19 protein-coding genes and 1 pseudogene are annotated in these 19,889 nt (G+C 73.5%); 15 read left to right on the top strand and 5 right to left on the bottom strand.

The window, feature by feature from the left end:
• Window positions 1-15 precede the first annotated feature (15 nt).
• The 3 genes and pseudogenes from ACFYST_RS36125 to ACFYST_RS36115 all read left to right on the top strand — a co-directional run.
• Window positions 16-1,365 (top strand): MFS transporter, encoded by a 1,350-nt coding sequence (locus ACFYST_RS36125; protein WP_387868672.1) that lies wholly within the window; start codon window positions 16-18, stop codon window positions 1,363-1,365.
• A 38-nt stretch (window positions 1,366-1,403) separates the two neighbouring features.
• The gene (hemC, locus tag ACFYST_RS36120; RefSeq protein WP_387868705.1) at window positions 1,404-2,324 is read left to right on the top strand and encodes a hydroxymethylbilane synthase; all 921 of its coding nucleotides are present in this window, start codon (window positions 1,404-1,406) and stop codon (window positions 2,322-2,324) included.
• Between the two features lie 30 nt (window positions 2,325-2,354).
• Window positions 2,355-2,474, top strand: a pseudogene (locus ACFYST_RS36115) (SDR family oxidoreductase); the annotation flags it as partial.
• An 88-nt stretch (window positions 2,475-2,562) separates the two neighbouring features.
• Here ACFYST_RS36115 and ACFYST_RS36110 read toward each other — a convergent pair.
• The gene (locus ACFYST_RS36110) at window positions 2,563-3,420 is read right to left on the bottom strand and encodes an aminoglycoside phosphotransferase family protein (RefSeq protein ID WP_387868704.1); all 858 of its coding nucleotides are present in this window, start codon (window positions 3,418-3,420) and stop codon (window positions 2,563-2,565) included.
• 359 nt (window positions 3,421-3,779) lie between these two features.
• Between ACFYST_RS36110 and ACFYST_RS36105 the strand changes: the two genes are divergently transcribed.
• The 4 genes from ACFYST_RS36105 to ACFYST_RS36090 all read left to right on the top strand — a co-directional run bounded on the left by ACFYST_RS36105 (window position 3,780) and on the right by ACFYST_RS36090 (window position 8,363).
• Window positions 3,780-5,159, top strand: coding sequence for an IPT/TIG domain-containing protein (locus ACFYST_RS36105; protein ID WP_387868671.1), 1,380 nt, complete (start codon window positions 3,780-3,782; stop codon window positions 5,157-5,159).
• Window positions 5,160-5,595: 436 nt separating this feature from the next.
• Entirely contained in the window at window positions 5,596-6,123 is a 528-nt protein-coding gene (locus ACFYST_RS36100; RefSeq protein ID WP_387645251.1) for a DUF6879 family protein, read from the top strand.
• A gap of 35 nt (window positions 6,124-6,158) precedes the next feature.
• Window positions 6,159-7,007, top strand: coding sequence for a helix-turn-helix domain-containing protein (locus tag ACFYST_RS36095; protein WP_387868670.1), 849 nt, complete (start codon window positions 6,159-6,161; stop codon window positions 7,005-7,007).
• Between the two features lie 222 nt (window positions 7,008-7,229).
• Window positions 7,230-8,363: a methyltransferase domain-containing protein gene (locus ACFYST_RS36090; RefSeq protein WP_387868668.1), complete on the top strand. Its 1,134-nt coding sequence runs from the start codon at window positions 7,230-7,232 to the stop codon at window positions 8,361-8,363.
• A gap of 16 nt (window positions 8,364-8,379) precedes the next feature.
• Here ACFYST_RS36090 and ACFYST_RS36085 read toward each other — a convergent pair whose 3' ends face one another.
• On the bottom strand, window positions 8,380-9,189 hold the full coding sequence (locus tag ACFYST_RS36085; RefSeq protein ID WP_387868666.1) for a UbiA family prenyltransferase: 810 nt from the start codon (window positions 9,187-9,189) through the stop codon (window positions 8,380-8,382).
• Window positions 9,190-9,370: 181 nt separating this feature from the next.
• Here ACFYST_RS36085 and ACFYST_RS36080 point away from each other — a divergent pair, with 181 nt between their 5' ends.
• The 4 genes from ACFYST_RS36080 (at window position 9,371) to ACFYST_RS36065 (ending at window position 13,736) form a co-directional block, all read left to right on the top strand.
• Window positions 9,371-11,041: a serine/threonine-protein kinase gene (locus tag ACFYST_RS36080; RefSeq protein WP_387868663.1), complete on the top strand. Its 1,671-nt coding sequence runs from the start codon at window positions 9,371-9,373 to the stop codon at window positions 11,039-11,041.
• An 86-nt stretch (window positions 11,042-11,127) separates the two neighbouring features.
• Window positions 11,128-12,186, top strand: a complete 1,059-nt coding sequence (locus ACFYST_RS36075) for a type III polyketide synthase (protein WP_387868661.1) — start codon at window positions 11,128-11,130, stop codon at window positions 12,184-12,186.
• 6 nt (window positions 12,187-12,192) lie between these two features.
• Window positions 12,193-12,711: an isoprenylcysteine carboxyl methyltransferase family protein gene (locus ACFYST_RS36070; protein WP_387868702.1), complete on the top strand. Its 519-nt coding sequence runs from the start codon at window positions 12,193-12,195 to the stop codon at window positions 12,709-12,711.
• The gene (locus tag ACFYST_RS36065; RefSeq protein ID WP_387868660.1) at window positions 12,708-13,736 is read left to right on the top strand and encodes an NAD(P)/FAD-dependent oxidoreductase; all 1,029 of its coding nucleotides are present in this window, start codon (window positions 12,708-12,710) and stop codon (window positions 13,734-13,736) included. The genes ACFYST_RS36070 and ACFYST_RS36065 overlap by 4 nt, the downstream gene beginning before the upstream one ends.
• Here ACFYST_RS36065 and ACFYST_RS36060 read toward each other — a convergent pair.
• The gene (locus ACFYST_RS36060; RefSeq protein ID WP_387868657.1) at window positions 13,717-15,042 is read right to left on the bottom strand and encodes a cytochrome P450; all 1,326 of its coding nucleotides are present in this window, start codon (window positions 15,040-15,042) and stop codon (window positions 13,717-13,719) included. The two genes, ACFYST_RS36065 and ACFYST_RS36060, sit on opposite strands and share 20 nt — an antisense overlap.
• Window positions 15,043-15,220: 178 nt before the next feature.
• Here ACFYST_RS36060 and ACFYST_RS36055 point away from each other — a divergent pair, with 178 nt between their 5' ends.
• Both ACFYST_RS36055 and ACFYST_RS36050 read left to right on the top strand, forming a co-directional pair.
• On the top strand, window positions 15,221-15,604 hold the full coding sequence (locus ACFYST_RS36055; RefSeq protein ID WP_387868654.1) for a hypothetical protein: 384 nt from the start codon (window positions 15,221-15,223) through the stop codon (window positions 15,602-15,604).
• 102 nt (window positions 15,605-15,706) lie between these two features.
• Entirely contained in the window at window positions 15,707-16,069 is a 363-nt protein-coding gene (locus ACFYST_RS36050) for a hypothetical protein (protein WP_387868651.1), read from the top strand.
• 6 nt (window positions 16,070-16,075) lie between these two features.
• Here ACFYST_RS36050 and ACFYST_RS36045 read toward each other — a convergent pair whose 3' ends face one another.
• Complete coding sequence (locus tag ACFYST_RS36045) at window positions 16,076-16,897, bottom strand: ABC transporter permease (RefSeq protein ID WP_387645275.1); 822 nt, start codon at window positions 16,895-16,897, stop codon at window positions 16,076-16,078.
• Entirely contained in the window at window positions 16,894-17,859 is a 966-nt protein-coding gene (locus tag ACFYST_RS36040) for an ATP-binding cassette domain-containing protein (RefSeq protein WP_387868649.1), read from the bottom strand. Before ACFYST_RS36040 ends, ACFYST_RS36045 begins: the two co-directional genes overlap by 4 nt.
• 242 nt (window positions 17,860-18,101) lie before the next feature.
• Between ACFYST_RS36040 and ACFYST_RS36035 the strand changes: the two genes are divergently transcribed.
• A complete protein-coding gene (locus ACFYST_RS36035) occupies window positions 18,102-19,316 on the top strand; it encodes a hypothetical protein (RefSeq protein ID WP_387868646.1) in 1,215 nt (404 codons plus the stop codon).
• A 16-nt stretch (window positions 19,317-19,332) separates the two neighbouring features.
• A complete protein-coding gene (locus tag ACFYST_RS36030; protein ID WP_387645284.1) occupies window positions 19,333-19,866 on the top strand; it encodes a DUF6529 family protein in 534 nt (177 codons plus the stop codon).
• Window positions 19,867-19,889: the final 23 nt, after the last annotated feature.

The following is a 19,889-nucleotide window of genomic DNA, read 5'->3' as shown; positions in this document are numbered from 1 at the left end:
AGGAAGCCTGGACCCATGACCACCGCTCCCCCCGTCCCGCTCCGGGACCGCCTCGGGCTGCCCGCCTCCGCGGGCCGCCACCGCCGGCTGATCGGCTCCCACCTGATCGACAGCCTGGGTACCGGGCTGGTACTCGCCTTCACCCTGGTGTACTTCGCCCGCACCACCCCCCTGTCACTGACCGCGATCGGCGCGGCCGTCTCCGCCGCCCGGCTGCTCGCCCTGCCGACCGCGCTGGGCGTCGGCCTGCTGATCGACCGCTACGGCGCCCGGCCGGTGGCGGCCGCCGCCAACGTACTGTCGGGGCTGGCGTACGCCGGGTTCCTGCTGGCCGACCGGATGTGGCTGATCGTGCCGGTCTGCCTGCTCGCCCAGGTCGGCCAGGCCGGGTACTGGACGGCCAGCACCGGGCTGGTGGTGCTGGCCTCGCCGCCCGCGGAACGGACCCGCTGGTTCGCGCTGGTGTCCACGCTGCGCAACACCGGCATGGGCGTGGGCGGTGCGCTGGGCGCGCTGCTGGTGGGCGACGGCGGGGCGGGCGGGCTGCGGCTGCTGGTGGTGCTGAACGCGGCCTCGTATCTGGCGGCGGGCGCGCTGCTGGCGGCGTGGCGGCCGGACGTCCCGGCGGTGCCCGGCGTCCAGCCGGTGCCCGACTCCCCGTCGTCGCCCGCCACGCCGGAACCGCCCGCCACGCCGGAACCGCCCGCCGCCCCGGAGCCGCCGTCCGCGCAGGGCGGTTACCGGGCCGTCCTGGCGGACCGGCGGTACCTGCTGATGGTGACGGCGAACCTGTCGTTCGTGCTGGCCTCGATGGCGCTCAGTGTGCTGATCGCCCTGCACGTCACGGAGGCGCTGCGCCTGGATGCCTCGGTGGCCGGTGCGCTGCTGGTGCTCAACGGCCTGCAGGTGGTGGCCACCCAGAGCCCGGTGTCGCGGCTGGTGGAGGGCGTCCGGCCGACCCGGGCGGTGGCCGCCGGCGCGGTGCTGAACGCGTTCGCCTTCGCCGTCTTCGCGCTGCTGCCCGGCGCGCCCGGGTGGGTGGTCGGCGCCGGGCTGATTGCCGCGATGCTGGTGTACAACCTGGCCGAGACGGTCGCCACGCCGGGCCGCGAGGAGTTGAGCGTGGCGCTCGCCCATCCGGCGCGCCGCGGGCGGTACCTGGCGGTCAATCAGCTCTCCTGGAGCATCGGCCAGGCGCTCGCTCCGGGCCTGCTGACCTTGCTGTTCGTCCACGGCCCGGCCTGGCCCTGGCTGTTCCTGCTGGCCGCCTCGCTGGCCGCCGTCCCCGCCCTGCTCCGGCTGGAACGCCCCACTACCACGGTTCCCGACATTCCGTCGGAAAACGGAACGCTCGCCAGGGTCTAGCATGCCGTCAGGGTGACGGAGACTAGCGGGAGTTGACGATGGTCGAACTGGTGGTGGGGTCGCGGGCCAGCCAGCTGGCGCGGGCCCAGGTCCGGGAGTTCCTCGCACCGGTCCGGGAGCGCTTCCCCGGGCTGGTGATCCGCCACCGGATCATCCTGGAGGACGGCGACCTGGACCGGAAGGCCGCGCTGCGGGAGGTGTCGGAGCGTGGCGGCGGCTCGGCGTTCTCCACCAACCAGGTCTCGGCGCTGGTGAACGGCGAGGTGGACGTGATCGTGCACTCGCTCAAGGACCTGCCCACCGAGAACCCGGACGGCCTGATCCTGCTCCCGCCGCCGCCCCGCGCGGACGTCGGCGACGCACTGTGCGGATCCCGGCTGACCGCACTGCCGCCGAGCGCCCGAGTGGGCACCTCCGCCGCCCGCCGGATCGCCCAACTTCTGCACGTCCGACCGGACTTGCAGCCCGAGCGGATCCGCGGCAACGTGCCGACCAGGCTCGCCCGGCTGAAGACCCTGGACGCGGTGGTGCTGGCCGCCGCCGGCCTGCGCCGCCTCGGCCGGGCCGAGGAGATCGCCGAACTCCTCCCCGTCGAACTGTTCCCGCCCAGCCCCGGACAGGGTGCGCTCGGCATCCAGGTCCGCGCCGACAACGCCCTGGCCCGCGAACTCCTGGACGGCACCGGCGACTTGGACACCGACGCCGAGGTACGGGCGGAACGCGCGATGCTCGCCGAACTGCACGGCGGCTGCTCCGTCCCGGTCGGCGCGTTCGCCCGCACCGTGGACGGCATCCTCACCCTGCACGGCCAAGTCACCTCGGTGGACGGCACCCGGCAGGTGGAGGCCCGACTGTCCGGCACCCCGGCCGGGCCGGAGAAGCTCGGCATCGCGGTGGCCGGGCTGCTGCTCGACCAGGGCGCCGAAGCGATCCTGGCGGAGGCCCGGGCGTACGCCTGACGACCCGCGACGCAGTCCGAATGCCGCCAGCGACGGCCTCGCGCTCGGACAAGCATCGAGATCGCCGCCACCGTCGCCCACCTGGCGAGCCCCGACGCGCGCTACGTCACCGGCGCGGTGATCGCCGTGGGCGGCGGGTTCTCCGCCTGACGTCGCTTCCCCGGCCGGCCGCGCAGCGCCTCGACGACCTGGTCGACTGCGCGCTGTGCGGCGCGGCCACCTGAGGGTGCTTCTCCGGTCAGCCGCGCAGTGCCTCGGTGATCTGACGGGTGGTCTGGGCGGCGACGCGCGGGTTGGCGGCGGCGTAGTGGGTGTAGGCGTTCAGGCCGGTGGTCAGTGCCCAGCCGCGGCCCCTGGTCCAGGTCGCGTCGTCCACGTGGAGTGCGTCGCGGAAGGCGGTCCGGCTCGCGGGCGACAGCAGGGTGAAGGCGATGGTCAGGTCGCAGGCCGGGTCACCGAGGCCGAGGCCGCCGAAGTCGATGACCGCGCTGAGCCGGCCGCCGCTGGTCAGCAAGTTGCCGGTGTGGAAGTCGCCGTGGAGCCAGACCGGCGGCCGTCCCCACGCCGGCGCGGCCAGTGCCGCGTCCCACAGCGCCGTCATGGCGGCGCCGTCGAACGCACCGTCGAGCGCGGCGATGGCGGCCCTGGTGTCCTCGTCCCGCTCGGCCAGCTCCTCACCGCCGCTCTCGGCTCCCCCGTGCGCGCACCCCTGAAGTGCCCTGAGAAACCCGGCCAGTTGGACGGCCGCCCCCGCCGACTCCCCCAGCGCCTCGACGGTGGCCACCTCCCCGTCCAGCCACCGGCTCACCCCCCACGCCCACGGATACCCGAACCCGGGCCGGCCGACGGCCACCGGCACGGGTACCGCCAACGGCAACCGTGGCGCGAGCCGCGGCAGCCACTCCAGTTCCTTCTGCGCCTGCCCCGCAGCATCCGCGTGCCGGGGCAGGCGTACGGCCAACTCGCCGCCCAGCCTGAAGATCGCATGATCCGATCCGGCGGCCTCCAGAAGCCTGAGCGGCAGCCCCGCCCACTGCGGGAACTGCACGTCAACCAGCCGCCTGGCCAGCGCGGCATCGATCAGCACCCGGGCCACCAACAGCAACCCCCAAGCCCGACCCGCTCCGTGCGGCGGGCAGTCGAAGCCATCACATCGCACCCCTGCCGCCCTGTCCATCGAGACCCCTCGAACCTCGCCGAGACCTCCACCACTTGACGATTCATCAGATTGTCGGATCGCGATTTGATGAATGCGCGGTCCGGTTGTGAAAGGTGTGGAAGGATCTCCGTCGGCACTGCGCCCACATCGCCGACGCCCTGGTGTCACCATCGGCGGCCGAGTGCGGCGAGCGCCCACCAACAACTGCCGTTCAGCGGGCGGCCGCGCCCCCGCTCGGCCCCGCCGGACCGGCATCGCCCGTCATGGCGCGGCCCGACCCCTCATGAAGGGTGTTCATGTCCCGTTCCATACTCGCCGCGACGCCGGCCCGGCGCACCGCGGCGCTGCTCGCCACGGCGACCACCACCTTCGGCCTGCTGACCCTGGCCGCACCCGCGCACGCCGACTCCGTCGTGCAGATCAACGGCCCGGCCGCGCCCGTGCCGACGGACACCCCCTACACCCTCACCATCAACCTCCCCAACACCGACCAGCGCACCGGCGCACCGATGGTCAACGTCAAGCTGACCGGTGCCGCCGCCAGCGTGACGAGCGCACTCACCTCGGTCTGGGACTGGTCGTGCAACGTCGAGTCGGGATCGTCCGTCTCGTGCTGGAACCTCGCCGGCATGGGCACCCCGGTGTCGATCACCCTCACCGTCAAGCCGACCGCGGGCGGAACCGTCACCACTACCGCCTCCGCCACCGACACCCGCAACGGTCCGATGGGAAGCGCCACCCTCGACACGCAGGTCGCGGCCCCGGCCCCCGTGGTGAACGGCCTCGAGCCCGGTCACGGCCCGCTGGCCGGCGGCACCACCGTCTCCATCACCGGCAGCCACTTCACCGGGGCGACCGGGGTCTCCTTCGGCTCCACCCCGGCCACCGACTTCACCGTCGACAGCGACAGCCGGATCACCGCCACCGTCCCCGCCGCCGAGCTCCCCGGCCCCGTCGCCGTCGTGGTCACCACCCCCGCCGGCACCAGCACCGGCCAGTACACCTACGACCCGGCCCCGGTCGGGACGTACACCTTCACGGAGAACTCCGACCCGAAGTCCGGCTCGGTCGTGCACCCCGGCGACAAGGTGACCTACACCGTGAAGGTCGCCCAGCACGGCGACGGCGCGGTCAAGACCGCCCGGATCCTCGACGACCTGTCGCAGGTGCTGGACGACGCCGACTACAACGGCGACGTCACCGCCGACCTCGGCACCGCCGAGGTCAAGGACGGCAGGCTGCTCTGGACCGGCGACCTCCCGGTCGAAGGCAGCGCGACGATCACCTACTCCGTGACCGTCAACGGCAAGGGCGACCGCAAGCTGTCCACCTCCGCCTTCGCACCGGACGACCCGCGCGGCGACTGCGACAACGAGACGGCCTGCACCACCGACCTCACGGTCAAGGACGCCACCACCCCGTCGCCCACCCCGTCGCCGACACCGACACCCACCGGCGGCAGCGAGACCCCCGGCACCCCCGGCCCGTCGACCTCCTCCACCCCGCCGGCCTCGCCCGACACCCAGACCCCGTCGGCCACCACGTCGTCGCAGACCTCTGGCGTCCTCGCCAGCACCGGCACCACCGTCCTCAGCACCGCCGCGACCGGCGGCGCCCTGCTGCTGATCGGCGGCCTCACTGTCGCCCTCAGCCGCCGCAAGGGCCGCCACAACTGATCCGTTCCTGATCCGGGCCGCAGGGTGGTTGTGACGACCGGTCACGACCATCCGCGGCCCGGCAACGTTTGGGCGACGCAGACGTGGGCGCCGTCCACAGTGATACCCAGCACGAAATCCCCCGGCGGCTCTGCCGGTTGGATGAGGGCTCTCCGGTGGGGACCACGCGAAAGTCGAGCAGCCGCACGCCCGCACTCACCGGCAGGATCGAGAACGGCAGCGCCGGGATGCGCTGTCCGGTCTCGACAGCGCTCAGTGCGAACGGGTGGTTCACACGACGCTTCCCGCTCTCACCCGCGTCTGCGCGCCCTTGACGCTCCGTCAGCAACCGGGAACGGTACCGAGTGGGCACCGGGCCACGACATCGGCGTGCCGGACCACGAGGGCGTCGTAAGGATCCCGGTCCGGATGATCCCGTTCTTGAGGAAGGTGTGCGATGAAGCCGAGCGTGCCGGACTTTGGCACCCTGCTGAGGAGTGCTGAGCGCTCCGCGTGCCACCTGGAGATGCGGGACTCCTACATGGAGGACCCGGTGTTCGCCGACTGGCGTGCCGGTCTGCCGGTCGGGCAGCCCGAGGCGTACGACCTGCCCGACGAGTACATCGCCTGGGCCGCCCTGGTTCGGGAGACCGTGGGACGCGGGGTGGCGATGCGCCGGGCAAGGATCGTCTCGGAGCCGGCCAGTGCCTACATCCGCTGGGAGCACGCGATCACCGAGCGGCACAACATCGCGCTCGGCGAGCAGGTCCGCTGGCTGCCCCGGTCGAAGGCGTCCGACCTTGCGCTGCCGGGCAACGACCTGTGGCTGATCGACGACCGTCTGGTCCTGTTTCACTGGTTCACCGGCGCCGGCGAGTGGGCCGGCCACGAAGTGACCGAAGACCCGGCCCTCGTGAAGACGGTGACCACAGCCTTCGAAGCGGTGTGGGAACGGGCCGTCCCGCACTCGCAGTTCGCACTCTGACCCGGCGCTCCGACCACCCGCCAGGCGCCTGCACCATGTCGTCGTCACCGTCGTCCAGCGTCGTCGAGGCCCGCAAGGCGCTCGCCCGCCGCCTGGTCGGTCTGCGTAAGGACGCCGGCCTGACCGGCGACGAGTTGTCCGCCCGCTGCGGGTGGCACCCGGCGAAGACCTCCCGGATCCAGAGCGGCAAGTCCGCCCCCTCCGAGGCCGACCTGCGCGCCTGGTGCACCGCCTGCGGCGCCGGTGACCAGGCCCCGGACCTCATCGCCGCCGCCCGTACCGTCGACTCGATGTACACCGAGTGGCGCCGACTGGAGCGCAGCGGGCTGCGCGCCGCCCAGGAGTCCGTCGCCGCGCTATACCGGCGCACCGGCCTGTTCCGTGTCTACGCCAGTCGTGTCATGCCAGGCATGGTGCAGACCCCCGAGTACACCACCGCCGTGCTGCGCTCGATCCAACGTGCCCGTGTCGAGGTCGACGACGTCGACGATGCCGTGGAGGCCCGCCTGGAGCGCCGGCGGATGCTGTTCTCCGGCCGGCACCGGTTCGGTCTGCTCATCGAGGAGTGGGTGCTGCGTGCCACGGTGTGCGATCCCGGGGCAATGGCGGCCCAGCTCCGCCACCTGCTCGCGGTTTCCTCCAGTCCCTTCGTCAGCGTCGGTGTCATCCCTACCGGGGCGGATCGGCCGCACCTGCCGGTCGAGGACTTCTACCTGTTCGACGAGGCCGAGGTGGCTGTCGAGCTGACTTCCGGCTACCTGCGGATCACCCAGTCGCGCGAGGTCGCCGACTACGTGCGTACCTTCGCCGATCTTGCGTCCATGGCCGTCCACGGAGCGGGAGCCCGTCAACTGATCACCGCTGCGATCGCCACGCTCGAGTGACGACGCGCAAGATTGCGCAACTTCGTTGAGGGCACCGCCTGCTGTTCCCTACCGTCGAACCACCGCGCCGGCAAACGACAGCGACGGCAAGGAGGCCGACATGCACATCGACGACACAGGCAGCGGTGGAGGCGACCGCCACCCCGGCACGCCGTGGACACCGCCACCCACCCCTCCGTCCCCCGACGGCGGACCGCCGCCCGGAAACGGGGGACGGCGCAAGTGACGCTCGTCCCCGAGCAGGAGGACCGCCCTTGTGCGGGGCGGTCCTTCCCCGTCTCCTCCGACTGGGCAGCGGCCTTCGACGCCGTCCCGCGCTCTCTGTTCCTGCCCGGCCTGGTCTGGGCCCACGACATGGCCACCGGCACCAGCCGCGCCATCGACCGCACCGCCGACGAGGCCGGGTGGCTGGCCGCCGCGATCACCGACATCCCGATCGTCACGCAGTGGGACGACGGACAGCACCGGGGCACCGGGCCGGGTACGGTGCCCACCAGTTCGGCCTCGCAGCCGTCGTTGGTCGCCTCGATGCTCGACCATCTGCAAGTCAAGCCGGGGATGCGGGTGATCGAGCAGGGTACCGGCACCGGTTGGAACGCGGCCCTGCTCGCCCACCGTCTCGGCGACGCCAATGTCACCACGGTCGAGATCGACCCACAGGTCGCCGCCCACGCCCGCACCCGTCTGCACGCCGCCGGTTACCGGCTGCACGCCGTCTGCGGGGACGGCGTGCACGGGCACTCGGACGGCGCTCCGTACGACCGCACCATCGCCACCTACGGCCTGCGCGGCATCCCCCGCGTCTGGATCGAGCAGACCCGGCCCGGCGGGCTGGTCCTCGCACCGTTCGGCACCCACTACTCCAACGCCGACGCGCTGGTCCGCCTCACCGTGCACGCCGACGGCACCGCTTCCGGGCCGTTCCTCCAGCCCGTCGAGTTCATGAAGATGCGTTCCCAGCGCCTGAGTTGGCCCGCGCCCCCGCCGACCGGCGGCACCGTCGCCGAGAGCACCACCGCTCACGCCCTGCCTCCGCACGGCAAGTTCGACCCGTTCCCGTTCGTCGCCGGTCTTCGCCTGCGGGACGTGACCCACGCAGTCCAGACCCACGACGACGGCGCCCGCACCCTGTGGCTGTACTCCCTCACCGCCCCGGCGTGGGCGGCCGCGACCTTCCGCGAGGGCGAGGACGTCCACCACGTCCGCCAGTACGGCGACCGCCGCCTGTGGGACGACCTCGAACAGACCCTCGCCTGGTGGCAGCATGCGGGCGAGCCCGGCGTCGAACGGCTCGGGCTCACCGTCACTCCGACGGGCTGGCACGCCTGGCTCGACGACCCCGACCGCCCGGTCTGAGCCCCGCTGCGCTCCGCTAAAGGCCGCCGTTGAGCAGCAGGAGAGCCAACGCCACCGCCGTCGCCGCGATGACCGACAGGAAGGGGAGGCGGCCGCGGGGGGCGAGCAGGGTGGCGAGGGCGGGTGGGGTGGTGATGGCGAGGACGGGCCAGCCGGGGGCGAGGAGGAGGGCGGCGGCGGTTGCGGCGAGGACGGCGGTGAGGGCCGAGGTGCGGGCGCCGGCGCGTTGCGGGAGGCCTCGGATGCCGGCGGCGTGGTCGGCGGCCAAGTCCGGTAGGACGTTGGTGAAGTGGGCGGCGATGCCGAGCAGTGCGCCCGCGCCGAGGACGGGTGCGGCGGGCCAGGGGCGGCCGGGGAGGGCGAGAGTGACGAAGGCGGGGAGGAGGGCGAACGCGACCGCGTACGGCAGCCAGGACCACCAGGTGGCCTTCAGCCGGAGGTTGTACGCCCAGCCGGCGGCCACCGCCAGCAGGTGCACCGTCGCCGCCGCGACCCCGCACGCCGCCGACAGCAGCACGCAGCAGGCGACGGCCCAGCCGGTGGCCGTCACGACCTGATGCACGGGCAGTTCAGAGGCGGCGAGCGGCTTGTCGGTGCGCCCGGCGGCCCCGTCCCGCTGCCGGTCGATCAGGTCGTTGCTCCAGCCGATCGACAGTTGCCCGGCGGCGACCGCGCCGCCGGTGAGCAGCGTCCCGACCAGCCCGCGTCCGGCACCGACGGCCATCGCCCCGGCAAGTCCGGTCACGGCCGCGGCCGGCACCGGATGGCAGGCCCGTACCAGTCCCCCGACCAGCCCCCTGGACACCACCGCTGCCGCGCCGCTCATGCCCGTCAAGCTAGCCGCCGACGGAGCAACGACGTGGGATCACCGCGCCGACCGCGCACCGGGACGAGATGCGAGGGAATGTCAAGAAGCGTGTGGAGTAACGGAGTTGTCCCGTCCGAAGGGACGCGGCGCGCATATACTCCCGGTGCCCGTTCACCGGCCGACCAGGGGGAATCCGACGGTGCTGGAGACCGATCTCGCCGTTGACCTGCCAGTCGTGCTGTTGCTGGCACTGGTCATCCGCATGCTGTCCCTGCCGCTGTTGCGGCGCTCCCAGCGCACGCTCCGGGCGCGGGCCGTGGCCACCGCGGTCGGGGCGGCGCCGCCCGGTGTCGGGCCGGTGGTGGGCGAGTTGGTGGTGTGCGCGGTGGTCGCGGCCGCGCTCGAGGTCGGAATGTACCTCGTCCCGAACTTCGGCTTCCTGGTGTTGCGCAGCCCGGCGGCGTTCGCCGACGAGCACCCGTTCGCGATGGCACTCCGAGTGCACAACGGCAGCCCGCGGTTCTGGCTGTGGGGTGTCTCGGCGGTGCTGGTGGGCGCGTTGCTGCTGCTCACCCACCGGGTCGGGCGGGCGCTGCTGACGGTCGGCATGCCGCCCGAGGTGGCCGCGGACGGGCGGTTCCGCCGGCGGGAACGGGTCGTGCTCTGGGTGCTCGCGGTGCTGGCGGTGCTGGTGCTGCCGCTGGGTGTGGTGATCGGTGCGCTGGTGTTCCAGACGGTGGCGCTGATCACCGCCCGCCGTCGCCCCGCACCATCGCCCGCCGCACCGTCGCCCGCCGCTCCGGTCGGACAACCGTACGGACAACCGTACGGACAACCGTACGGACAACCGTACGAACAGCCTTACGCCCAGCCGCCCGTCCAGCCCTCCGTCCCGCCTGCCATGGCGTTCACCGCCCCGGCGACAGCCATCGCCACCCCGACTCCCCCGGTGCAGGCCCCGGCGCCCGCCCAGGTGCCGCACCAGCCGTTGAGCGGCCACGAGCCGCGCAGCATCGGCGGGTACCAGTTGCTCGGCCGGATCGGGGCGGGCGGCATGGGGACGGTGTACCTGGCGCGGCGCGAGGGCGCGGCCACTCAGGTCGCGTTGAAGACGATCAACCTCGAACTGCTGGACGATCCGGACCTGTTGCGCCGGTTCCAGCGGGAGTCCGAGGTGCTGGCGATGGTGCCGGGGGCGTACACGGCGCGGGTGCTGGACACGGGGGTGGACGCGGGGCGTCCGTTCCTCGCGATGGAGTTGCTGGACGGGCGGCCGCTCGACGCCCACCTGCGGGAGAACGGTCCGGTGCGTTCGCCGGAGGCGCTGCGCGCGCTCGGTCTGGCGTTGGCGGTGGCGCTGTCGGGCGTTCACCGGCTCGGCCTGGTGCACCGCGACCTCAAGCCGGCGAACATCATGCTGACCTCGGCGGGGCCCCGGCTGCTCGACTTCGGTATCGCGGCACTGGTGGACGGCACCCGGCTGACCATGACGGGCGCGGGGCCGGGCACGCTGACGTACATGGCTCCGGAGCAGTTCGGCGACGAACGCGTGGGTACGGCCGCCGACATCTGGGCGTGGGCGTGCTGCGTGGTGTGCGCCGCCCACGGGGCCAGCCCATTCGCGGCGACCAGTACCGGCGGGGTGATCCGCCGCATCATCGACACCGGCCCGGACCAGGCCGCCCTCGCCGCTGTCCGCGCCCTGGACCCGGCGCTCGCCGCGGTGGTCGCGCGTGCTCTCACCCCCGACCCGGCCGCCCGCCCGGCCGACGGCACCGCGCTGCTCGCGCTGCTGGCGTCCCCGCAACCGGACGGCACCATGGACGTCCGCGACGAGATCACCCGCGGCTGGAGCACGCTCCGCCTCTGACAACCGAGGTCTCCGACCACCTGCAGGACGCGCCCGGCGTGCGGGATTTGCCCGGTTCGGGTGGGTTCGGTCCCTATCCTGGGTCGGTGACGCGGATCGCGGGAGTGAGCGGGGTCCTTCCGCCCCATCGGTACCGGCAGGGCAAGTTGGGCGCTGGGCTGGCGGCGCTGCGGGGTGGAGCGGGGGACGAACTGGCGCTGGCGGAGCGGTTCTTCGCGGGAGCGGGGGTGGAGTTCCGGCACCTGATGTTCCCGTTGGAGCGATACGGCGAGTTCGACGGGTTCGGGCAGGCCAATGATGCCTGGTTGGAGGCTGCATCCGAACTCGCCCACAGATCAGCCGAGTTGGCACTGAGATCGGCCGGGATGGACGCGGAGCAGGTCGACGTGGTGGTCTCCACCACCGTCACCGGAATCGCCGTTCCCTCGCTGGAGGCGCGGATCGCGTCCCGGCTCGGTCTGCGCCAGGACGTGCGGCGGGTACCGCTGTTCGGCCTGGGGTGCGCCGGCGGGGCGGGCGGGTTGGCCGTGGTGGACGAGGTGCTGACGGGGCGGCCGGGCGGGGTGGCGCTGTTGCTGGCCACCGAGTTGTGCTCGCTGACGCTGCAACGGACGGACGTCTCGCCGCCGAACCTGCTGGCCACCGCGCTGTTCGGGGACGGCGCGGGTGCGCTGCTCGCGGTCGGCGAGGAGCACCCGGCGGCAGGCGGTGGGCCGACGGTGGTGGCGACCCGGAGCCGGCTGTACCCGGGGACGGAGCGGCTGCTCGGCTGGCAGGTCGGCGCCTCCGGGTTCGGGATCCTGCTGGGACCCGACCTGCCGGAGCTGGTGCGGCTGCACGTCGGCGAGGAGGTGGCGTCCTTCCTGGCCGCGCACGACTTGAAGCCGGGGGACGTGGGCAGTTGGGTGTGCCATCCGGGCGGGCCCCGGGTGCTGGACGTGCTGGGTGAGGAACTCTGCCTGCCGGATGCCGCGTTGGCGCCGAGCCGGGAGTCACTGGCGCGCTGCGGCAACCTGTCCTCGGCGTCGGTGCTGCACATTCTGCGCGACGTGATCGACCAAGGCCCGCCGCCACCGGGCTCGTTCGGGTTGATGCTGGCGCTCGGCCCTGGCTTCTCCTCCGAACTCGTCCTGCTGCGCTGGTAGTTGATGATGATCGCCTACACCGCGCTGGTCGCGCTGGTCGCCGTGGAGCGGCTGGCGGAGCTGCTGGTCGCCCGCCGGAACGCCGCCTGGAGCCTGGCCCGGGGCGGGGTGGAGTACGGGCGGCGGCACTATCCGCCGATGGTGGCCCTGCACACGGGGCTACTGGTGGGCTGTCTGCTGGAAGTCCGTTGGGCGGGACGGCCGTTCCTGCCGGTGCTGGGGTGGCCGATGCTGGCGCTGGCACTCGGCGCACAAGGGCTGCGCTGGTGGTGCATCGCGACGCTCGGGCCGCGCTGGAACACCCGGGTGATCGTGGTGCCGGGCCTGCCACTGGTCGCCGGCGGGCCGTACCGGTGGCTGCGGCACCCCAACTACCTGGCGGTGGTGGTGGAAGGCTTCGCACTGCCGCTGGTGCACACGGCGTGGCTGACAGCGCTGACGTTCACCGTGCTCAACTCCCTCCTGCTGGCCACCCGTTTGCGCTGCGAGGACGCCGCGCTGACGCTCTGCCGGGCCGCCGCGTGATCGACCTGCTGGTGATCGGCGGCGGCCCGGCCGGGCTGGCCACCGCGATCCACGCCGCCCGCGCCGGGCTGTCCACCACCGTGCTGGAGCCGCGCCCGACGCCGGTCGACAAGGCCTGCGGCGAGGGCCTGATGCCGGGCGCCGTACGGGCGTTGGCCCGGCTCGGCGTCACCGTCGAGGGGCATCCGTTCCACGGCATCCGTTACCTGGAGGCCGACGGCCCGCACACCGCCGAGGCCCGCTTCCGCACCGGCCACGGCCTGGGCGTACGCCGCACCGCGCTGCACGCCGCCCTCGCGGACCGCGCGGACCGGCTGGGCGTCCGACGCGCCACCGGCCGCGCGGAGAATCTGCAAGTCACCGAACAGGCCGTGACGGTGGGCGACTTGACCGCCGGACACGTGGTCGCCGCCGACGGCCTGCACTCCCCCGTCCGCCGCGCGCTCGGCCTGCACCGGCCGGCCGATCCCCGCCGGCCGGCGCGGTACGGGCAGCGGCGCCACTTCGCGGTGCGGCCGTGGAGCGACCTGGTGGAGGTGTACTGGTCGCGGCACGCGGAGGCGTACGTCACTCCGGTGTCCGACCGGGCGGTCGGGGTGGCGATCCTGGGCTCGCAGCGCCTGCCGTTCGACCACCAACTCGCCGCTTTCCCCGCTCTGTTGAAGCGCCTGGCCGGAGCGGAGGCGGGCCCGGTCCGGGGCGCGGGGCCGCTGCGCCAGCACGCGGCGGCGCGGGTGCACGGGCGGGTGCTGCTGGTCGGGGATGCCGCCGGGTACCTGGACGCCCTCACCGGCGAGGGCATCGCGATCGCCCTGGCCTCCGCCGAGGCCGCCGTCCACTGCCTGACCACCGACCGCCCGGCCGGGTACGAACGCGCCTGGCACCGCGCCACCCGACCCTACCGACTGCTCACCACCGCCCTGCTGGCCGCCCGGCACCACCCGCTGACCGGCCCCCGGATCGTCCAACTGTCCGCTGCGGCACCGCCGTTGTTCCGTGCCGCCGTCAACTCGCTGGCCCGCTGAGCCGCTCCGTCAGCCGCATCGGCTGCGGCCCGGGCGAGAGCACCAGCCTGGGCAGTGGCCGCACCGGTCCGGCGACGGCCGGGCGCAGTTGCCAGCGGCCGGCGATGGTGGCCAGCGCGAGGGTGGCTTCGACGGTGCCGAAGCGGTCGCCGGGGCAGCGGGTGGCCCCGAGGCCGAACGGCAGGTAGGCGTCCCGGTGGACGGCGCCGGGGGCGAACCGGTCGGGGTCGAAGCGGGTGGGGTCGGGGAACAGTTCGGGGCGGCGCTGGAGCAGGTAGAGGCAGCAGATCACCAGCGCACCGGCGGGCAGTCGGACGCCGCCGAGTTCGAGCGGGCGGGTGGTGGTGCGGCTGATCGCCCAGGCGGGCGGATAGAGCCGCAGCGCCTCGCTCACCACCTGCGCGGTGTACGGGAGTTGGGCGAGGTGCTGCCAGCCGACGGGGGTGCCGCCCGGTCCGGCGTCCAGCTCGGCGTGCAACTTCCGTTCCACCTCGGGGTGTTCGGCGATCAGGCGGAGCGACCAGGCCAGCGCGGAGGAGGTGGTCTCGGCCCCGGCCAGCACCAAGGTGGCGACCTGGTCGGCGAGTTCGCGTTCCCCCAGCGGCCGGCCGCCCTCGTCGCGGGCGGCCAGCAGCAGCGACAGCACGTCGCCGTGGTCGGTGCCGCGGGCCCGGTAGTCGGCGATGATGGCGGCCACTCCGGCGTGCCAGGTGCGCAGCGCCCGGCGGTACTCGCGGCGGGCGGGGGTGGGCAGCAGGTCGGCGGCGGGCAGTACGACGCGCAGGTAGAGGCCGCGCAGAAGTACGTCCAGGGCGTGGCGCAGCTGTTCGGCGGCATCAGCGGCCAGGCCGGCCGAGAACAGGGTGCGGACGGCGACGGCGGTGGTGAGGGTGAATGCCTCGCGGGTGACGTCGATGGTCCGTCCGGCCTGCCAACGGGCGGTGAGAGCAGCCACTTCGGCGGTCATCACCTCGGCGTAGCGCGGCAACAGGGCGCGCTGGAAGGCGGGTTGAACGATGCGGCGGAGCCGCTGGTGGTCGGAGTGCGGGCAGGAGGCGAGGCCGTTGCCGAGGAAGGTGCGGATCTTCGCGTAGAGCGGCCCGGTGCGGTCGAAGTCGGCCCGGTCGGTGAGCACTTGCCGGATCAACTCCGGTGCGCCGACCATGTACAGCTCGCGCGGACCGACCCGGACGCGAACCACTTCGCCATACCCGGGCAGGGTGTCGAGGAAGGCGAGCGGGCGGCTGATCATGGCCGGCAGATGGCCCAGCAGCGGGAGGCCGCCGGGGACGGTGGCGGGGTGCATGGGCCCTCGATTCGGTGACGGGACGCGGATGGCACACGCGAGCGCCACGATACGTCACCACGCGCGCACAATGTGCAACAATCGTGCCGCATCCGGGTGGTGATGATGCGTCAGGCGCGGCCGTCGCCTCCGGCCCGGCGGCCGGCCCGGCCCCGGTCCACCGACAGACGGGACGACCGTGCCCTCAAATCCCGCACCGACGGATGCCCGCACCGCCGAACTGCCCGTCCCGCAGCCGCCATTGCTGCGGCGCCTCGTCGCCACGGTGCACGTGGATCCGGCCGGGCGGGTGCTGCTGTACCGGCGCACGGCCGAGGCGCCGCACTACCCCGGGCACTACGACCTGCTGATGCAACGGAGGCCACCGGAAGGGCAGTTGCTGGCCGGCGGTGGCTTCCTGGTGGTGCGCCGGGTGCTGACCGACCGCCCGCCGATGCCGGGCCCGGACGACGCCGAGATCGACTGGTGCGGCTTCGTCCCGCCCGCCGAGCTGCTGGCGGGCCACCGCCTGCCGCTGGTGCCGGACGGGTTGCCCGTCCTGCGCCGGCTGATCTCGGTCTGAACCGCCGCCCCGGGCGCGCTCCGCGACCGTCCGCCCACGCTCCGCACAAGCCCGCTGACCTGCGCCGATGCCGGTCCGTCCAGGGCGCGCGACACTGGGGGTATGAGCCAGTCCGGAGACATATTCCACCCGCCGGTCGTGGTCCGCCCACCGACCCGCGGGGCGCGACCGTACCGGCGGGTGGAGATCTACGGGCGGACGGTGGGGCGGGCCACCTCGGCCGAGGACGTGGCGGAGTTCATCCGCCGCGCGGGCGTGGACGAACCCGACCTGGACGACCCCGAGCTGGTCGCCTGGCGCGGCGGCGACCACACCGTGTGGTCCCAACCCGAACAGCCCGCACAGCCCGAGCAGCCCTCACAGCCCGCACAGCCCGAGCGGCCCGAGCGGCCCGAACAGGCACAACAGCCCGAACCGCCCGAGCCTCCGCAGAAGCCCGAGCGGCCCGAGGACGCGCCGTCCTAGCCGGGTTCACACCGCCCTGCGGTAGAGCCAGACCCCGAGCGGCGCGAACGCCGCGACGATGCCGACGTCCCAGGCGAGCGCCTGCCAGACCTGCGAGCCGACCGGCGTGCCGAGCATCAGTGCGCGGACCGCATTGGCGGTGATGGTCACGGGCTGGTGGTTGGCGAACACCTGGAGCCACCCGGGCATGGTCACGGTCGGCACGAACGCGGAGGACGCGAACACCAGTGGTGCCAGCACCGGGAAGGCGGCAGCGGTCGCGGTCTCCGGGTCGCCGACGGCCAGGCCGACCACGGCGAACACCCAGGACATCGCGAAGCCGAACGCCACCACCAGCAGCGCCCCGGCCAGGAACCCCCAGGCGTTGCTGTGCACCCGGAAGCCGACCAGGAAGCCGACGCCGCTGATCAGCGCCACCACGAACACGTTCCGGACCAGGTCGGCGGCCGTCCGCCCGGAGAGCACCGCGGAGCGGGCCATCGGCAGCGACCTGAACCGCTCCATCAGGCCGGTCTGCAGGTCGGTGGCCAGGCCGATCGCGGTGTTGACCGCGCCGAAGACGACCACCTGCACGAACACGCCCGGCATCAGGTAGTCGACGTAGCTCACCCCGTGCAGGGCCGCGCCGACGACCCCGCCGAACACGTAGCGGAACATCAGCACGAACACGACCGGCTGCACGGTGGAGAAGATCAGCAGCCGGGGCACCCGTCTCAGCGCGATCAGGTTGCGTCCGCAGACGGCCAGGCCGTCCCGGACGGGGGCCAGCAGGCGGTCGGACAGGCCGGGCGTGGGGGCGAGGTCGATGGCTGGGGCGGCAGCGGTCATGACGTGCCTCCGGAGGTGCGGTGGCCGGTGAGAGCGAGGTAGACGTCGTCGAGGCTGGATTCGCGGACGGCGATGGTGTGCGGGGTGAGCTGTTCGGCCTCCAGCGCGTGCAGGACGTCCGTCAGCAGCAGCGACCCGTCCGGGCTGGGCAGGCGCAGCAGGGCGCCCTCGCGCTCGGGGGCGCGTTCGAGGCGGTCGGCGAGCAGGGCGGCGGCGCGGACGGCGCGCGGGTCCTCGCCCATGCCGAGTTCCAGCACGGTGGTGCCGAGGCGGGTCTTGAGGGCGTGCGGGCTGTCGTCGGCGACCACCCGGCCCTCGGCGAGGACGGCGATGCGCTGGGCGAGCCGGTCGGCCTCCTCCAGGTACTGGGTGGTGAGCAGGACGGTGGTGCCTCCGGCGACGAGTTCCCGGATCAGCTCCCACAGGGCGGTGCGGCTCTGCGGGTCGAGTCCGGTGGTGGGTTCGTCGAGGAACAGCACGGGTGGTTCGGGAACCAGCGCGGCGGCCACGTCGAGCCGGCGGCGCATGCCGCCGGAGAAGGTGCGGACGGGCCGGTCGGCGGCCTGGGTGAGATCGAATTGGGCCAGCAGGTCGGCGGCGCGCGGGGACCTTCGGTGGCGCGGCAGCTGGGTGAGCCTGCCGATCAGGCGGAGGTTCTCACGGGCCGTCAGGTTGGGGTCGACGGCGGCGTACTGGCCGGCCAGGCCGATCAGTCGGCGCACGGCGCCCGGGTGGGCGACCACGTCGGTGCCGAGCACTTCGGCGTGGCCGCTGGTGGGTCGGATGATGGTGGTGAGGATCCGGATGGCGGTGGTCTTGCCCGCCCCGTTCGGCCCGAGCAGTCCGAACACGCTGCCGGGTGGCACCTCGAAGTCGACATCGTCGAGTGCGACGAGGTCTCCGAAGCGCTTGCCGAGCCCTTGGACCCGGATCGCGGGTGTGGTGCTGTTTTGGGTGGTCATGGGCGCCCCCTCGGGCGAGGTCGTACCTCTCCAGTGTCCGCCCGTCCGGGTGGGGCGCGCAGGACGGCCGTTCGACGGTCGGGGCTGACGGGCTGCCAGCCGCGGCGGGTGGGCCGTCCAGGGCAATGGGGTACCTCCTGGTGCGGACCGGGCCCGCTCTGGAGTGGCCGGGTGGCCGGTGGCGGGGGTGGATGGTGACCAGCCCCCGCAGACCAGCCCCCGCTCCGTCGCCAGGAGTCGTGATGCCCCGTTCCCGTTGTCTCGCCGCCGCCGCGGTGCTGTCCATGTCCGTGCTCGCGGCCGCGGGCTGCGGGGCGGATCTCGCCCCGAGTGCCCCACCGGCCGGATCCGGGTCCCCGGTACCGGCGCCTGCCGCCGAGGAGAATCCGTCGGGGTCGGCGTTCGCGACCTCGGCGGGCACCCGGGTGGCGCTGGCGAGCGTGGGCAGCCTCGGCCCGATCCTGGTGGACGCGCAGGGCCGCACGCTGTACCTGTACGGCGCGGACACCTCGGTGCACGGCACCTGCGTGGCCGAGTGCGCGAAGTCCTGGCCGCCGGTGACCACGCCGGGCTTCCCGATGGCCGACCCGGGCGTGGACGACGGGCTGCTGGGCGCGGCGGCGCTCCCGGACGGGTCGGCGCAGGTGCTGTACAAGGGCCACCCGCTGTACCGGTACACGGGCGACCACGGGCCGGGCGAGGCCACCGGGCACACCGTGGCGGACCCGCGCGGCAAGTTCTACGCGGTGACCTCGCTGGGCGACCCGGTTGGCGTGGACGTCTCGACGCTGCACGGGGCCGGGACCGTGCCATCGGGGGCGGCGACGGCGAGCGCGGGCGCCACGGCGAGCGCGGGGGCCACGGCGACTGCCGATCCCACCGCCGGGGCGACCGCGGGTGCGACCGCCGAACCCACCGCCGGGGCCACAGCGGGTGCGACCGCCGGGGCCACCGCCACGGTGGCGCCCGCCAACCCCGCGGACCCCTACGTGCCCGTCGAGCCGTCCGCGCCCGCCGCGGTGGAGCCGCCCGACACCTCCGGAGCCGGAACCGGCACGGGAAGCGGTGCAGGAACCGGAACGGACGACACGGGAACCGGCTCAGGAACCGACACCGGAAGCGGCGCGGGAAGCAGTTCAGGAAGCGGCGCGGGAAGCAGCTCAGAAAGCAGCGCGGGAAGCAGCTCAGAAAGCGGCGCGGGAAGCGGCGCGGGAAGCAGCTCAGAAAGCGGCGCGGGAAGCGGCGCGGGAAGCAGCTCAGAAAGCAGCGCGGGAAGCAGCTCAGAAAGCGGCGCGGGAAGCGGCGCGGGAAGCAGTTCAGAAAGCAGCTCAGAAAGCGGCGCGGGAAGCAGCTCAGGAACCAGCTCAGAAAGCGGCGCGGGAAGCAGCTCAGGACCCGGCGCGAACACCGACGGCGGCACCAGCAGCGGCACCGACAACAGCACCCAGGACAACTGAGGTGCCGCGCCCGACCATGTCCAGGCAGACCGCCCTGACCGCCCTGGCGGTGCTCGCGCCGCTCGTGGTCGTGGCGGGCCTGCTGTGGTTCGGGCGGGCCCACACGCCCGACCCGGGTCGCAGCCTGTTCGGGCAGTCCGGCGAGGACGCGCTGCGGCTGAAGTCGCGGCTCGGTACGGCGCTGCTCGGTGTGGCGCTGGTGCAGGTGCTGCTGGCGCTGTGGATGTACCGGGGCGGCGTCCGGGCGGACCGGGTGCGGCTCTGGCACCGGGTGGGCGGGGTGGTGGCGTTCGTGCTGTCGGTGCCGATCGCGCAGCACTGTCTGCTGGCGTACGGGGTGCGCTTCACGGACGCGCGGGTGGGGGTGCACTCGATGGCGGGGTGCTTCCTGTACGGGGCGTTCGCGGCGAAGGTGCTGCTGGTGCAGCACGGGAAGCTGCCGGGCTGGGCGCTGCCGGTGGCGGGTGGGGCGCTGTTCTGTGCGATCGGGCTGCTGTGGTGGACGGCGGCGCTGTGGTTCCTGAACGGATTTGCCACACCTGGTTTCTGATGCTGCGTCAGATGCTGGTCTGC

Source organism: Kitasatospora sp. NPDC004614 (genome assembly GCF_042873675.1).
Classification (GTDB): Bacteria; Actinomycetota; Actinomycetes; order Streptomycetales; family Streptomycetaceae; genus Kitasatospora.
Note: the sequence above shows the minus strand (reverse complement) of the source record. Positions and strands in the feature narration are given on the sequence as shown.

Excerpts from the sequence above, each read along its gene's own strand:
- ACFYST_RS36125 (WP_387868672.1), top strand. The coding sequence starts at position 16 with ATGACCACCGCTCCCCCCGTCCCGCTCCGGGACCGCCTCGGGCTGCCC.
- ACFYST_RS36070 (WP_387868702.1), top strand. The coding sequence starts at position 12,193 with ATGATCGCCTACACCGCGCTGGTCGCGCTGGTCGCCGTGGAGCGGCTG.
- ACFYST_RS36100 (WP_387645251.1), top strand. The coding sequence starts at position 5,596 with ATGAAGCCGAGCGTGCCGGACTTTGGCACCCTGCTGAGGAGTGCTGAG.
- ACFYST_RS36060 (WP_387868657.1), bottom strand. The coding sequence starts at position 15,042 with ATGCACCCCGCCACCGTCCCCGGCGGCCTCCCGCTGCTGGGCCATCTG.
- ACFYST_RS36035 (WP_387868646.1), top strand. The coding sequence starts at position 18,102 with ATGCCCCGTTCCCGTTGTCTCGCCGCCGCCGCGGTGCTGTCCATGTCC.
- ACFYST_RS36045 (WP_387645275.1), bottom strand. The coding sequence starts at position 16,897 with ATGACCGCTGCCGCCCCAGCCATCGACCTCGCCCCCACGCCCGGCCTG.
- ACFYST_RS36050 (WP_387868651.1), top strand. The coding sequence starts at position 15,707 with ATGAGCCAGTCCGGAGACATATTCCACCCGCCGGTCGTGGTCCGCCCA.
- ACFYST_RS36085 (WP_387868666.1), bottom strand. The coding sequence starts at position 9,189 with ATGAGCGGCGCGGCAGCGGTGGTGTCCAGGGGGCTGGTCGGGGGACTG.
- hemC (WP_387868705.1), top strand. The coding sequence starts at position 1,404 with ATGGTCGAACTGGTGGTGGGGTCGCGGGCCAGCCAGCTGGCGCGGGCC.
- ACFYST_RS36095 (WP_387868670.1), top strand. The coding sequence starts at position 6,159 with ATGTCGTCGTCACCGTCGTCCAGCGTCGTCGAGGCCCGCAAGGCGCTC.
- ACFYST_RS36030 (WP_387645284.1), top strand. The coding sequence starts at position 19,333 with ATGTCCAGGCAGACCGCCCTGACCGCCCTGGCGGTGCTCGCGCCGCTC.
- ACFYST_RS36040 (WP_387868649.1), bottom strand. The coding sequence starts at position 17,859 with ATGACCACCCAAAACAGCACCACACCCGCGATCCGGGTCCAAGGGCTC.
- ACFYST_RS36105 (WP_387868671.1), top strand. The coding sequence starts at position 3,780 with ATGTCCCGTTCCATACTCGCCGCGACGCCGGCCCGGCGCACCGCGGCG.